General features: G+C 41.1%; 13 protein-coding genes. All 13 read left to right on the plus strand.

Going from position 1 to position 14,380, the window contains the following annotated elements; genetic code table 11:
* The first annotated feature begins 3 nt into the window (after positions 1–3).
* Positions 4–720: a hormogonium polysaccharide secretion pseudopilin HpsB gene (gene hpsB, locus FD723_RS28790; protein WP_179068400.1), complete on the plus strand. Its 717-nt coding sequence runs from the start codon at positions 4–6 to the stop codon at positions 718–720.
* Between the two features lie 540 nt (positions 721–1,260).
* The gene (gene hpsC / locus FD723_RS28795; RefSeq protein WP_179068401.1) at positions 1,261–2,250 is read left to right on the plus strand and encodes a hormogonium polysaccharide secretion pseudopilin HpsC; all 990 of its coding nucleotides are present in this window, start codon (positions 1,261–1,263) and stop codon (positions 2,248–2,250) included.
* 37 nt (positions 2,251–2,287) lie between these two features.
* On the plus strand, positions 2,288–2,959 hold the full coding sequence (locus FD723_RS28800; RefSeq protein WP_179068402.1) for a prepilin-type N-terminal cleavage/methylation domain-containing protein: 672 nt from the start codon (positions 2,288–2,290) through the stop codon (positions 2,957–2,959).
* Positions 2,960–3,247: 288 nt separating this feature from the next.
* Positions 3,248–4,207: a hormogonium polysaccharide biosynthesis glycosyltransferase HpsE gene (gene hpsE / locus FD723_RS28805; protein ID WP_179068403.1), complete on the plus strand. Its 960-nt coding sequence runs from the start codon at positions 3,248–3,250 to the stop codon at positions 4,205–4,207.
* Between the two features lie 21 nt (positions 4,208–4,228).
* Entirely contained in the window at positions 4,229–5,221 is a 993-nt protein-coding gene (gene hpsE, locus FD723_RS28810; protein ID WP_179068404.1) for a hormogonium polysaccharide biosynthesis glycosyltransferase HpsE, read from the plus strand.
* A gap of 4 nt (positions 5,222–5,225) precedes the next feature.
* Positions 5,226–6,278 carry a glycosyltransferase gene (locus FD723_RS28815; RefSeq protein WP_179068405.1) on the plus strand — a complete coding sequence of 351 codons (1,053 nt, stop codon included), beginning with the start codon at positions 5,226–5,228 and terminating at the stop codon, positions 6,276–6,278.
* Positions 6,244–6,810 (plus strand): Tfp pilus assembly protein FimT/FimU, encoded by a 567-nt coding sequence (locus FD723_RS28820; RefSeq protein WP_179068406.1) that lies wholly within the window; start codon positions 6,244–6,246, stop codon positions 6,808–6,810. Before FD723_RS28815 ends, FD723_RS28820 begins: the two co-directional genes overlap by 35 nt.
* Positions 6,811–7,031: 221 nt before the next feature.
* Positions 7,032–7,679, plus strand: coding sequence for a TIGR04282 family arsenosugar biosynthesis glycosyltransferase (locus FD723_RS28825; RefSeq protein ID WP_179068407.1), 648 nt, complete (start codon positions 7,032–7,034; stop codon positions 7,677–7,679).
* 514 nt (positions 7,680–8,193) lie between these two features.
* Complete coding sequence (locus tag FD723_RS28830) at positions 8,194–9,036, plus strand: HpsJ family protein (RefSeq protein WP_179068408.1); 843 nt, start codon at positions 8,194–8,196, stop codon at positions 9,034–9,036.
* 127 nt (positions 9,037–9,163) lie between these two features.
* The gene (locus FD723_RS28835; protein WP_179068409.1) at positions 9,164–10,072 is read left to right on the plus strand and encodes a glycosyltransferase family 2 protein; all 909 of its coding nucleotides are present in this window, start codon (positions 9,164–9,166) and stop codon (positions 10,070–10,072) included.
* Between the two features lie 668 nt (positions 10,073–10,740).
* Positions 10,741–11,511, plus strand: a complete 771-nt coding sequence (locus FD723_RS28840) for a DUF502 domain-containing protein (protein ID WP_179068410.1) — start codon at positions 10,741–10,743, stop codon at positions 11,509–11,511.
* Positions 11,512–11,697: 186 nt separating this feature from the next.
* The gene (nusB, locus tag FD723_RS28845) at positions 11,698–12,339 is read left to right on the plus strand and encodes a transcription antitermination factor NusB (RefSeq protein WP_179068411.1); all 642 of its coding nucleotides are present in this window, start codon (positions 11,698–11,700) and stop codon (positions 12,337–12,339) included.
* A 129-nt stretch (positions 12,340–12,468) separates the two neighbouring features.
* Complete coding sequence (ftsY, locus tag FD723_RS28850) at positions 12,469–14,094, plus strand: signal recognition particle-docking protein FtsY (RefSeq protein WP_179068412.1); 1,626 nt, start codon at positions 12,469–12,471, stop codon at positions 14,092–14,094.
* The last annotated feature ends 286 nt before the right edge of the window (positions 14,095–14,380 follow it).

Consider the following 14,380-nt stretch of genomic DNA (forward strand, 5'->3'; position numbering starts at 1 on the left):
ACTATGATTAAGCTCAAACCACAGCAAGTAAGTCAACCATCTAGTGAGTCTGGTTTTACGATTATTGAGTCATTGGTAGCAATGCTAGTAGTTGCTATTTTACTAGCAGCGATCGCACCTACCATCGTCATTGCAACAGCAACTCGCGTCCAATCAAAACGCGTAGAACTAGCTACACAAGCTGCCAGAACTTTCATTGACGGCGTGAAAACGGGAGCAGTGACAATTCCTGCTACCACTACTGCACCCACTGGAACATTAGCTGGCAATAATTTACTTAATACTACAAGTATGCCAGTTCCTCAAACAACAACATCGCTAACATCGCTATATTGTGTGACAAAAGATACAAACAACAGTCTGGCTATTACTAACCCAGATTGTACAAGCAACACAAGCAAAATATTTTACATTCAGGCTGTAAGAATTACAGCAACAACAAGCACCCCAACTGATAGCACAGGTCTACCAAAGGATGGCTACCGTTTGGCAATTCGGGTTTATCGATCAGATATTGATGTTACTAAAACTGTCTACGCTGGTCTTAGCGATAGTAGTATCAATAAAAAACAAAACGCTTTCACTGGGACTTTGGGAAATACCCAGTCCCCACTAGTGGAAATGACCACTGAAATTGGTTCTAGAAATACTTCCTTCAATGCTCTGTGTCAGCGTCTTGCTATTACTGGCAGCACTACTAGTAACACCACTTGTAATTAGTGACTTCCAAATAAAAAAATACTCAATTACTTATTGTGGGGTGGGCATCTTGCCATTGGTATCAACTTAACGTGAAACTGCTTGTCCGCCGGGAATTGAAATTCCCGTCTCATAGCTAAAGTCATCTGAAGATGACTAAAATATGGCCAAAAATCTCTAGTCTACTTCAGTAGACTTTAGCCTATTAGCCCGGAAATTTATGAAGAAGGGGAAGGGGGAAAGGTAAAAACCTCGGCCGCAAGTGGTGCGAAATAATTCAAATTTTATGAGGAAGGTAAAAACCTTACTGCGTCCCGCTCCGCTAACGCCCGCAAGTGGCGCGACCTGTTCATCCCTTTCCCCTTTCCCCTTTCCCCTTTAACCTTTTATTTCCGGGCGGGCATGGAAGCCAACAGTTAAGCTATTTCCAGCTTAAGTTGACACCAACGGCATCTTGTCCGCCTTTGGCTACGAGTAGGCAAGATACTCACGCTACAACATTGGATATCTACACCATCATTCACTATATGTATTTCTATCACTAAGGGGCATACCGTAGTTATGAAGAATGTACTCAGATTTCTTCTCAGCATTCAGCTGAAACACTCTAAGTTTGTTCAGCAAGTTCATGGTTTTACCCTGATAGAGCTTTTGGTAGCCTTGTTGCTGGCATTCCTGGTAATTACACCACTGCTAGGATTCATGGTTAATATTCTCAGTACAGATCAGAAAGAACAAGCAAAGGCAAATTCTGAACAAGAAATCCAGACAGCAATTGATTACATTGCCAATGATTTACAACAAGCTGTCTATATATACGATAGAACTGCACTGACTACCAATTCAAACACTACCCCAGCAAACTCAGGAATTCAAGACCAAATACCCCCTGTTAAAAGTGCTACTGGTTGTAGTTCTACTGCTACTTGTAAACCAATTCTCGTGTTTTGGAAACGCAAGTTTATTTCAGCTGCGATTACCGCTCCTGGCAGCACTACAGATGACACTTTTGTTTACTCACTAGTTGCCTACTATTTAATCAAAGATAGTAGTACTACTTGGTCAAACGCGGCTCGTATTGCCAGATTTGAAATTCGTGATGGAGTTCTGGCTTCTAGTGGTAGTAATGGAAATTGTGGTAGCGACTATCCTAATGATACATATATTAACACCACCACCTACTGTCCCGATGCAGGTTTTCAACGTTTTAACTTAAATCTACCAGGTGCAGCAGGTATAAAGAATCAAATGAATTCATGGAAAACAGCCTCGTCAGCTTACACTCAACAAGCTTCGGTACTAATCGATTTTATCGATCAAACCTCTATTGCTTCAACTCCTACTTGCTCTACTGGAACACTTAGCTATGGTAGTTTTATGGGCTTTTATACTTGCGTTGATGTTGCCAACACAACAGCACAGGTGTTTTTACGAGGCAATGCACTAGCTAGGTTGCAAAGTAGCAATTTTGATTACTCTTCAACTAACCAAACTTACTTTCCGACGGCAAGTGTCCGCGTGCAAGGACGTGGATATTTATATACTAAATAAACTTCACAATAAACAGCACAACTAATAGTGGGGCATTATGGGCAACCTAACTTTAAAGTTATTCCACACTAGGATGTGTAATAAAGACACCGAGAAGCGATTTAATCCTGAACACAATGCTGGTTTTACTTTAATAGAAGTGCTTGTTGTGGTGCTAATGATCGGAATTTTATCAGCGATCGCAGCTCCTAGTTGGCTTGCCTTTATAAATCGACAGCAAGTAAATAAGGCTAATGACGCTGTTTTAGCTGCATTACAAGATGCACAGAGCGAAGCTAAAAAAAGTAAACTTAGTTATACTGTGAGTTTCCAAAAAAATACTACAACCCAAAATGTAGAGGTTGCTGTTTATCGTACCAATGCTGGAATCCCTACATGGAAACCTTTAGGGGCAGATATAGGCGTTAGCTCTAATAAATTACTGCTAGGTGCAAATCTCAGTAGCGAAAACGCTGCTAATTCTACTGCTAATTCTCCTGTATCTTACCCTCCTTCAAGTACGCCAACAAAAATTACCTTTGACTATATGGGGGCTTTACCAACTTTACCAACTCCAAACCTTGGAACAGGTAATCCATCTGGGTTAAAAATAGTAGTAGCTGTACCAAGCGCTGCAAATTCTACATCCCCTAGTAGCGTAAAGCGATGCGTCATTGTGACAACTCTCTTAGGCTCAATGCTCACAGCAAAAGACGATAAATGCAATTAGGTAGTTTATGTAGTAATCTTTATTTAAAAACACGTAATAACACTGTACATAAAACTGCACGTTGATCGCAAAATTAAAACATCAGGTGCAGTTTTAATGTTTGATAGATTTATTTAAAAGTCTTTGATATAGCATTTATCAGACGGCGTAGGACATTGGCAAATAGCAAGAGAGCGGCTCTCACAGCTATCCATACCAGATTTGTCCTAACCAATATGGCAGGCGCTATAAATCAGCCATTGGCTGAATAGATAAAAAGCGTCCTAATCAAAATATTCTTTTCAGAAAATGACTGAGAACCTTGACTTTACTGTAGCTATCCCAACTTATAACGGTGAAAGTCGTTTACCTGAACTACTAGAGCGACTACAAAATCAACTTCACACCGAAAATTTATCTTGGGAAATTATAGTTGTAGACAATAACAGCACTGATAACACGGCTAAAGTTGTTCAAACATATCAAAAAAATTGGCAGTGTCCTTACCCTTTAAAATATTGCTTTGAAGCGCGACAGGGAGCAGCTTATGCACGAAAAAGAGCAGTCGCAGAAGCTAAAGGTAGACTTATCGGTTTTCTAGATGATGACAACTATCCAGTATCAAATTGGGTATCCGCAGCTTATGCTTTTGGTGAAAAATATCCGAAAGCCGGAGCTTATGGCAGCCAAATTCACCCTGACTGGGAAATAGAACCACCAGAAAACTTTCAGCGAATTGCTCCATTTTTGGCAATTACAGAGCGAGGTAATTTACCACTATTATATGAAGCAGCGAAAAAACTACTACCTCCTTCTGCTGGACTTGTTGTCCGAAAACAAGCTTGGTTAGAAAGTGTACCAGATAAGCCTATTTTAACTGGGAGGGTTAAAGGCAATATGCTCACCAGTGAAGATTTAGAAATGTTGTCTTACATCCAAAAATCAGGATGGGAAATTTGGTATAACCCCGAAATGGAGATTTCTCACAAAATCCCAAAATTTCGTTTACAAAAAGATTATTTAATTCCGTTTTTTCGAGGTATTGGACTTAGCCGCTATGTAACTAGAACGGTAAATATAAAAAATGTGTATAGACCAGTTGCTCTTTTATCTTACATGATAAATGACCTTCGTAAAATCGCTTTACACTTAATAAAATATAGAACTAAGGTCAAAAAAGATTTGGTACTTGCTTGCGAAATGGAACTCTTTGTAAGTAGTTTCATTAGTCCTTTTTATCTATGGAAAAATGGATATTTTAAAAAATAAATTATCAAAGCCTTAAGTATTATGACTGAACTACCAATTGAAAAATTAGATATTAGTGTAGCCATCCCTGCATATAATGGAGCAACTCGTTTACCTAAAATTTTGGATAAAATCTTAACCCAGACAGGAGTAGAAAAACTTAACTGGGAAATTATTATTGTGGATAATAATAGTTCTGACAATACATTTGAAGTAATCGATAATTATCAAAAAATATATGATGGAAGATTTCATATAAGATATTTTTTAGAACCTGAACAGGGAGCCGCTTTTGCACGATTGCGGGCAGTGCGTGAAGCTAGAGGGCAGCTAATAGCATTTTTAGATGATGATAATTTACCCGATCCTAATTGGTTATCAGAAGCATATACTTTTGGATTAAATCACCCTCAAGCAGGTGCTTGGAGTGGACAGATTCATGGTGATTTTGAAGTAAACCCACCAGAAAATTTTGAAAGAATTCAAGCTTTTTTAGCTATCAGAGAACATGGTTCAAATCCACATTTATTTGATGCGGATAATTTAAGACTTCCTCCTGGTGCGGCACTTGTTGTTCGGAAAGAAGTATGGTGTAAAAATGTACCTCTGCGACCTAATCTAAGCGGTAAGTTACCTGGTATTTTGGTGCAGGGTGATGACTATGAACCATTGCTTTATATACATAATGCAGGTTGGGAAATTTGGTATAACCCCACCATGCATACTTATCATCAAATACCACGTTGGCGATTTGAGAAAGATTATCTTCTAACTTTGGCACGCGGCTGTGGCTTGTGTATTTTCCAGTTACGCTTGATAAATACTAAAAATTGGCAAAAACCAATAGTGTTTGTGAAAACTATTTTAGGTAATTTACGCCGGGCATTACAGCATCTCATTCAATATAGAGGGCAATTGAAAAGTAATCTTATTGCACTTTTTGAGATGGAGTTTTACCTGGCTAGTATGATGAGTCCTTTTTACTACTTAAAATCTAATGTACGTAGAGTATTAAAAAATAAATTAGCCTTATAAAATAATGAAAGCTAGAAAAAAATTACCAAAAATCTCTGTAATCATCCCTGCTTATAATAGTGAGAAGACTATTAAGCAGACAATTCAATCTGTTTTAAATCAAACTTTTACTAATCTAGAATTAATTGTAATTAATGATGGCTCACAAGACTCCACATTAGAGGTTGTTACACAATTTCAAGATTCACGAATAAAAGTATTTTCCTATGCCAACGCTGGGGGTAATGTCAGCCGTAACCGAGGGCTAAACCATGCAGTTGGAGAATTTGTCAGTTTCTTGGATGCAGACGATCTTTGGACACCTGATAAACTTCGATCTCAGTTAAAAGCTTTGCAAGCAAACGTTACGGCAAAAGTTGCTTACGGTTGGACTGATTACATTGACATTAATGGTAAATTTCTCCTTTCAGGCAAGCGCATTAATTTAAATGGAAATATTTATGAAGAATTATTACTAAATAACTTTTTAGAGAATGGTTCAAATCCCTTAATTTGTAAAAAAGCTTTAATTACATTAGGTGGCTTTGACGAATCTCTAAATGCGGCTCAGGATTGGGATATGTGGCTGCGATTAGCCTCTAAGTTTGATTTTATATGTGTACCATCTGTACAAATTTTATATCGGATAAGTGCTAATTCAGTTTCTTCCAATCTTGCAAGACAGGAAAAAGCCTGCTTGCAAGTGCTTGGGAAAGCATATAAAGAAAGACCTTCAACGGTTAGAAATAGTTGGAGTATAAGTCTAGCAAATTTATACAAATACCTCGCCTGTAAAGCTTTGCAAAAGCCGTTTAATCGTCAAAAATCTCTATCATCTGTTAGATTTCTATGGAAATATTTTCTTAACGATCCTTCAAAACTTGAGAATATCAATTTCACCTTAAAATTATTCTTGAAAATTGTCATAATTTTTATCTCGCCGACCTTGTTCTACGGTATTATTAATCGGCGCAATGCAAGAAACCAAGAGCCTGAAAGATTGCTCAACATTTGGGTAGTTGAAAATCGACCAGAAAGAAAAAATGTATACCCAGGTGCATTCACGATTTCTAGCTAATACAAAGAATCTCTATGATAAGCACTCTAACAGTGGTTTTACCTTATTAGAGGTGTTAGTAGTTGTTGTATTAATCAGCATATTAGCCACATTGGGAATATCCAACTGGCTGGCTTTTGTGGAGACTCGCCGTCTCAATGCTGCCCAAAACCAGGTTCATTATGCTATGCGCCAAGCCCAAAGGCAAGCCACTAAGGAAAAATTGACTTGGCAAGCCAGCTTTCGTGAACAAAACAGTATTGTTCAATGGGCGGTTCATCCTGCTACAGTAAACCCATCTAACGTTAACTGGAATAATTTAGATTCCAATGTGCGCTTAGATGAGGAAACAACCTTATCAGAGTCAAATGGCATCAAGCAAATTCAATTTGATTACAAGGGTAGTGTCACTAAACCACCATTGGGACGGATCACTATATCTAGCAAGTCTGGTGGTAAAGTTAAACGTTGTGTCATAGTTTCTACAATTCTAGGAGCAATGCGAACGGCAAAGGAGCATACTACAAGCAGTAACGATAAGTATTGTTACTAAAATATTTTTAGTTTATCGAACAGAATTCAGGAGTCAGAATTCAGAATTAATTCTGTATTACTGGCTGATAGCGCAGCGTTAGCGAGTCTGCGATAGCGAAGCGTTAGCGAGTCTTGTCTGCGACACGCTAGCGTCGCGTCTTGATTCTGACCGGAGGCGGAGCGTCTCCGGCTCCGCTCCTGAATTCTGAATTCTTCTTCAATCAAAAGACAAGGTATTCTGTGCTGAACTTACCAGGAAACCCAAAACGGCATCTGATTATTTTTACTCGCTATCCAGAACCAGGTAAGACAAAAACCAGATTGATACCTGTTTTGGGAACTGTTGGTGCTGCTAATCTTCAACGCCAAATGAGTGAATATACAATATTTCAGGTTCAAGAATTGCAAAAGGCTATTGACATATCTGTAGAAGTGCGGTTTACGGGTGGCAATTCGCAACTCATGGCAGACTGGCTGGGGTTGGATTTGGTTTATCAGTTTCAAGGTGAAGGGGATCTAGGTTCGCGGATGGCGCGATCGCTTTTCGATGCCTTTCAATCTGGTATGGAACAAGTAATTATCATCGGTACAGATTGTCCTGGATTGAATGCCCAGATTCTCGCGACAGCTTTTGAGAAGCTACACGCCTCTGACTTAGTACTTGGCCCTGCGATCGATGGTGGATATTACTTAATTGGTTTGCGTCAACCCATCCTGGGGTTATTCGTTAACATCGACTGGGGAACCGATGGAGTATTCCAGAAAACCGTGGAAATTGCCCAGAAACTTCATTTATCATACGTGAGCTTGTCGCCTTTAGCTGATGTTGACCGACCGGAGGATCTACCGATTTGGGAACAAGCCATTGCAAGTCAAATGGAAAAATGAAGGAGATGAGTAGAGATATAAGTCAATACTTGTCGGTTAAGGGGAAAAGGGGAAGGGGGAAAGGGGAAAGAAAAAACCTTTAACCTTTACCCAAAACCCAATTCCGAGTTAAAAATCCACAAAGCGAGCAGTATTGAGATATAAGTAGGTCGGCGTAAATAATTATCGTTGGGAAAGGAAGGGGGCAGGGAGCAGGGGGAAAGAGAGTTTGAGCCTTGTTTACTTTTTTTTACACAGTTTGGTTTCATTGTGCCGACTTACTTAGCAATTTTTGTATGGATGCAAGATATATGAAATCCCCGAATTAATTTCGTATCTTAAAACACCAGGGATTTCCTGAAGACACTATACATAACAAATGTTACTGTGGTCTAGTTGAAAACCAAGAGGCAGATAGCCTTTACCACGATTGAATCTGCTTTGTGTTTTTACACAATAGTCACGGTCATGGGCACAATATTCAAGTAGCTTGAAATATGAAAATCACTCGTATTCACCGCCAGTTTGAAAAACTATGGTTAACCGTTTTGCTTCCGTAAGTCCTGCCCTCACACTTAAGGTAGTTGGCACAATCTGCATTTTGTCTTTTTTCGTTGACTTTTTGATTCTATTGTTACCCTTTCAACCGACTGATCGGGTATGGCAAATCAACTTGGCAACAGCACTCGTCGATCGGGGAATTGTTCCTTTAGTAGGTTTAGGGCTTCTGTTTGCTGCCTATTGGGTTGGTAATGCTGATGTCGGAAGCGATCGCCCCCAAGGTATCGATTTAAGATTTCCCGCCCTGATCCTCTCAAGTATTTTAGGGTTGATGTTCTTGCTGATTTTTCCGCTGCACCTGAATAACGTCAATCAAGCTAAGGCTCAAACACTCAATCGCATCACTCAAGAAGCAGATCAAGCAGAAAATCAACTGAACACTCGGTTATCGCAATTGCAAGCACAACTGAATACTGAGCAAGGAAAAGCCCAACTAGAACAGCTGCGAAACCAAACCAAAGCTCAGTTTAGTGAAATCCTCAAAGATGACCAAAAATATAAGCAAGCACTTGAAAGCCCTCAAATTCCTGCAAACATTAAAGAGTTACTGAAGAAAGCTAAAACAAATCCCCAAGCACTCGACAAAGCTATCGAACAACAAACAGATATTCAAACGCTGCAAACTCAACAACTGAGCCAAGTTCGCCAGCGCAGAGACGAAGCGCTGCAACAAGCTAAAGATACTGCTTGGAAATCTGGACTGCGGATTGGGATTAGCAGTTTGCTGTTGGCTATTGGTTACATTATTATCGGCTGGACAGGGTTAAGAGGTAGGGGTGCTGTACAAGGTGGTAAACCTAGAACTGCCGCACGCTAATCCACTATTGGCATGGCAGTAATAACGGATCTAAACATTATTGACGGCTGATACTGCCATGCAGCTAATAGCTCATAACAATAAAAAAGCAATTATCACTGAGTAAAATTACTATAAAACTTGGGTAATGTTCTCAATTTACATACTGACATATAACGAAGAAATAGATATTGCTGCTTGTATCGAATCGGCGATGCTATCGGATGACATCATTGTTGTGGATTCATGCAGTAGCGATCGCACTGTGGAAATTGCCAATCGCTATCCCATCCGAGTTGTCCAACACGCTTTTGAAAGCCACGGACGCCAACGCACCTGGATGTTAGAGTCTATTACCCCGAAGCACCAATGGGTTTACATTCTCGAAGCTGACGAGCGGATGACACCAGAACTGTTCGCGGAATGTGAAAGGGCAAGTCAGAATCCAGACTACATCGGTTACTACGTGGCTGAACGTGTGATGTTTATGAATCGTTGGATTCGCTACAGCACACAGTATCCCCGTTATCAAATGCGACTCTTCCGCCACGGTAAAGTGTGGTTTACAGACTATGGTCATACTGAGCGAGAAGTTTGTGAGGGGGCAACTAGCTTTTTAAAAGAAACATACCCACATTACACTTGTAGCAAAGGCTTGAGCCGCTGGATTGACAAGCATAACCGTTATTCTACAGATGAAGCTCAAGAAACACTGTATCAACTAGAACAGGGAACGGTTAACTGGCGAGATTTATTCTTTGGTAAATCGGAAGTTGAAAAACGTCGCGCCTTGAAAGATTTGTCTTTGCGTTTGCCCGCCAGACCGTTGCTACGGTTTATATATATGTATTTTATTTTAGGCGGATGTTTAGATGGACGGGCTGGAGTCGCTTGGTGTACATTGCAGGCATTCTACGAATATCTGATTTTGCTCAAAGTCTGGGAAATGAAGTATCTACCAAAACCTAATTTAGACGCAACAGCAATTCTGGCACAAGAGAGTACACAACAGTTACAGTGCAGGGATTCTGAAAGTACTCATGTTGATGTGGTGTAAAGGGAACTAGAGATTAGAAGGATTCCTAGTAAGATCAACAAGCAGCGAGGGGGTGCGCGATCGCAAAATCAGAATGCCAGTAGGGTAGCATAGCTAGCTCTACTACCCTACTGGCATGTCAAGGCTAAGTTTATTCAGACGCTCGCAGACTCGCTCTAAACGTTCGCGGTAGCGTCTCGTAGAGAAGCCATGCCGTTGGCGGAGCCTCTTGTAGAGAAGGCTTTACGCTGCGCTATCCGCTTTTTCGTTCAGAATTCAATTCTGAATTCTGACTCCTGAATTCTGTTTTGATAAATTAATATTTTAACAGAACATTTTCATAAAAGCCGCTCCTGCTTAAATGTGACTGGCCAGATAAAATAATTCCTTAGTTTACCTGGTGAGACTTTCACAATCATCAGCAGCTTTTGATTAAGCGCGGTAGATTAGTAATAACCAAGGACTTGCAACAATCATTTACAAGTCTGACAAAGAAAAGTAACATCCTCTAAGATAACCAGTCGCCATCGAATTGGTTAACGTCTATGTGTATGCTTATAAGAAAATAGCTGATTTTCAGCAACAAATACGTATTTTTGCGGCAGCATCCAAGCTGCTAGGGTTTTGGAAGTTACTTGCGGCATAAACGCCTAAAGTTAAAGTCTTCGGAATTTGAAGAATCTGCTGGTATGGATACCGATAACAAAAGTTCCTCTAGCTTAAAACAGGAGAATCGGGGCTTGGTAATCGATCGCCTAAAACAGGATTTAAAAAACGACCTGATTGCTGGTTTATTGGTAATAATTCCCCTAGCAACCACTATCTGGCTGACAATTACCATTGCTAATTGGGTAATCAACTTCCTCACCCAAATTCCCAAACAACTCAATCCCTTTGATGGCTTAAACCCAGTTTTAGTAAATCTACTGAATTTATTAGTAGGGTTGGCTGTACCTTTACTAAGTATACTATTAATGGGCTTAATGGCTCGTAATATAGCTGGGCGATGGTTGTTAGATTTTGGTGAGCGATTATTACAGGCAATTCCTTTAGCAGGACAGGTATATAAAACTCTCAAACAGCTTTTAGAAACAATCCTAAAGGATTCTAATGGCAAGTTTCGCCGCGTAATTTTAGTAGAATATCCCCGCCGAGGAATTTGGGCGATCGCTTTTGTTACTGGTGCAATCAGCAGTGATATCCAAGCCCAGATGCCCCGCCCTGTGCTAAGTGTTTTTATCCCCACCACCCCGAATCCAACTACTGGATGGTACGCAGTCGTTCCTGAAGACGAGGTGGTGAACCTCTCCATGTCCATTGAAGACGCTTTTAAAATAGTAGTATCAGGTGGCATTGTCGCTCCCAATACACCCTTGGTTTTCTCCAAAGAATCCACACTAAAAGTCACACACGAAGAAACCAAGCAGCAGGTTATTACTGAATTTGGGACTGGGGACTAGGGACTGGGGACTCCTGGATTTCTCACAAGTGAGAAATCCAAGGGGTGTGGGAGGTGTGGGAGGATGGGGAAGAAGCAAAGTCACAAGTAAATGCATAATTTTGTTGTTTTACTGTGCCAAAATTGGTATAATTACAAGTTTGTCCAGCCTAGTTAAGCTATTCTCGCACAATCACCCCTAATTTTTATGCAACCCCGTAAACCCCAGCAAATTGCTCGTGAATTGGCGCTTCTAAGCCTTAGTCAATTGCCAGTCAACCCCAAGAAATTAGATAAATTGGAAGACGATCAACTAGTATCCAAGTTGGTACTAGGAGCAGTACGGACTCTGACCTCAGAAGTGCAAGATACCCTTGATAATGCCGCAGGTGAACTGCAACGCAGTAACGATCGCCTCTTAAGCAGTCAAACTCGTGCTTCTGACCTCAATACTGCCAGAACGATGCTTCAAGAAGCGATCGCCTGTACCCAAACAGCAATCAATCAGTTGGGTACAGCAGTTGAGTTCCCAGTATTGATTCAGTTAGCTAATCAGGACAAGGGAGTTCGGAATTACGCTAAAGAGCTTGTGATTACCGTCAACGAAAATAGACACATTATAGATCAACTCATTTCTAATGCCTTAGTAGATTGGCAAGTAACTCGCCTCGCCCAAATTGACCGCGATATCTTGCAAATTGCTGTGGCAGAAATGAAGTTCTTAGGAGTTCCAGATAGTATTGCCATAAATGAAGCTGTGGAATTAGCCAAACGCTACAGTGGTGACGATGGTCATCGGTTTATTAATGGTGTTTTGCGCCGAGTCACTGAGCAGAAACAAACAGCATAGCCTTTTATACTTACTTCCAAAAATGAGCAAAATGAGGGGGATAAAGGAGAAATAAGCAATGCCTCATGCCCCAAGTTAAATTAAACTCATAACTCATAACTTATAACTCATATAACCAATACTGCTGCAATGGTTTTTAATTGGTTCCGTCGTCAACATAATGATTCCTCTGATACTCCTTCCGAGCAGAAGCAGGAAGAAACTCCTCCTGTACAAGAACCCCAAACAGAGCCAGTCGAAACTGCACCAGATACAACGGCAGATTTGTTGGCATTTGCTAAAGCTGCCTACAAAAATATTCAGCAAAAACAACAAGCCGAGGTAGTAGAAACCCCACCTGATTTAGCAGATGCCCCAGTACCATCAGCTCAACCTGAAACCGCAGAAACGCCAATTGCAGAAGTCACTGAACCAGAAGCAACTGAGGAACCTGCTAGTACAACCGTAGAAGCTGCACAACCAGATGTAATCCAAGCTGCTACTGAGGGAATTACAGAAGATTCATCAGTGGCAGCAATTACCGAGCAGCCAGATGTCTCCAGCCCAGAACTCACAGCCAGCAAAGTTGAACCAATACCCACCGAACCAGAGGCAGCACCAGTCGCCTTATCCTTCTTAGAACGGGCGGCGGCAGAACGGCAAGCCAAACTGGAACAACTAATAGCCACCGCTATTGAAGTCCCAGAACCGGAAGTAGCACAGCCAGTAGCTACAACATCAGAGGTGGGAGAGGATATTCTCGGACTGGAATTTGATGATGGGTTTGTCTGGTCGGCGAAAGTCCTGGCAGCTCAAGGTAGAAGTGCAGAAGACGTTTCTATTGAAGAAATTACCTGGCTGAAAAAGCTCCGGCAAGGGTTAGACAAAACTCGCCGTAGTATTCTCAACCAACTGAAGGCGATCGTTGGTCAAGGGCCGCTTAATCAAGCTGCTGTGACGGAAATTGAGGCATTACTCCTGCAAGCTGACGTGGGTGTAGAAGCGACAGACTTTATTATTGATGCTCTACAGAAAAAACTTCGAGAAGAAGTTACTGCACCTGAAGAAGCCATCGCTTATCTGAAAAAAATCCTCCGGGATATGCTGGATGCGCCAAGCAAAACATCCCACAAAAATAGCTTTACCCCAGAAAAAGAAACCTTGAATATTTGGTTAATCACTGGGGTAAATGGTGCCGGTAAAACCACCACCATCGGCAAAATTGCCCACCTCGGACAAAAATCTGGTTATAAATGTTTGATTGGGGCAGCAGACACCTTCCGCGCCGCTGCTGTGGAACAGGTGAAGGTTTGGGGTAGTAGGAGTGGTGTAGAAGTAATTGCCAATCCGGGAAAGAATACAGATCCGGCAGCAGTTGTATTTGATGCGATCGCAGCCGCTCAAGCGCGTCAAACTGAATTACTTCTGGTAGATACAGCTGGGCGACTGCAAAACAAGAAAAATTTAATGGACGAACTCGGTAAAATTCGGCGAATTATCGACAAAAAAGCCCCAAATGCCAAAGTAGAATCTCTTTTGGTTCTAGATGCCACTTTAGGGCAAAATGGACTACGGCAAGCTGAAGTTTTCTCTCAAGCTGCCCAACTCAGTGGCGTTGTCTTAACTAAGCTCGATGGTACTGCCAAAGGCGGCGTTGCCCTGGCCGTTGTACAACAGCTAGGTTTACCCATTCGCTTTATTGGTGCTGGCGAAGGAATTGAAGACCTGCGACCCTTTTCGAGCTATGAGTTTGTCGAAGCTCTCTTGAGTGGCTAATTGAAAAATTTAGGGTCAAAAATTTTTCTTGACAAACTGATAAATTTAGGGATAACTGATCTGGTATTATCACTTGAACTAACTAGAAATAAAATGCTGGAAACGGCTCAAGTACTAAAACCATAACTTTGTAACATTCAGGAGGCACTTTCCTCCTGCCTCTTACCTTCTCTCAATAAATGGGTGATTTTTGCTAACAAGCGGTTCCCACTCAAATGCGGTACAAAATTATATCGCAAGGCGTAGGGGCAATTCATGTAGACGCGTAGTGGTGAAGCAGCGCGAG

It is taken from the genome of Nostoc sp. C052 (assembly GCF_013393905.1).
GTDB lineage: Bacteria > Cyanobacteriota > Cyanobacteriia > Cyanobacteriales > Nostocaceae > Nostoc.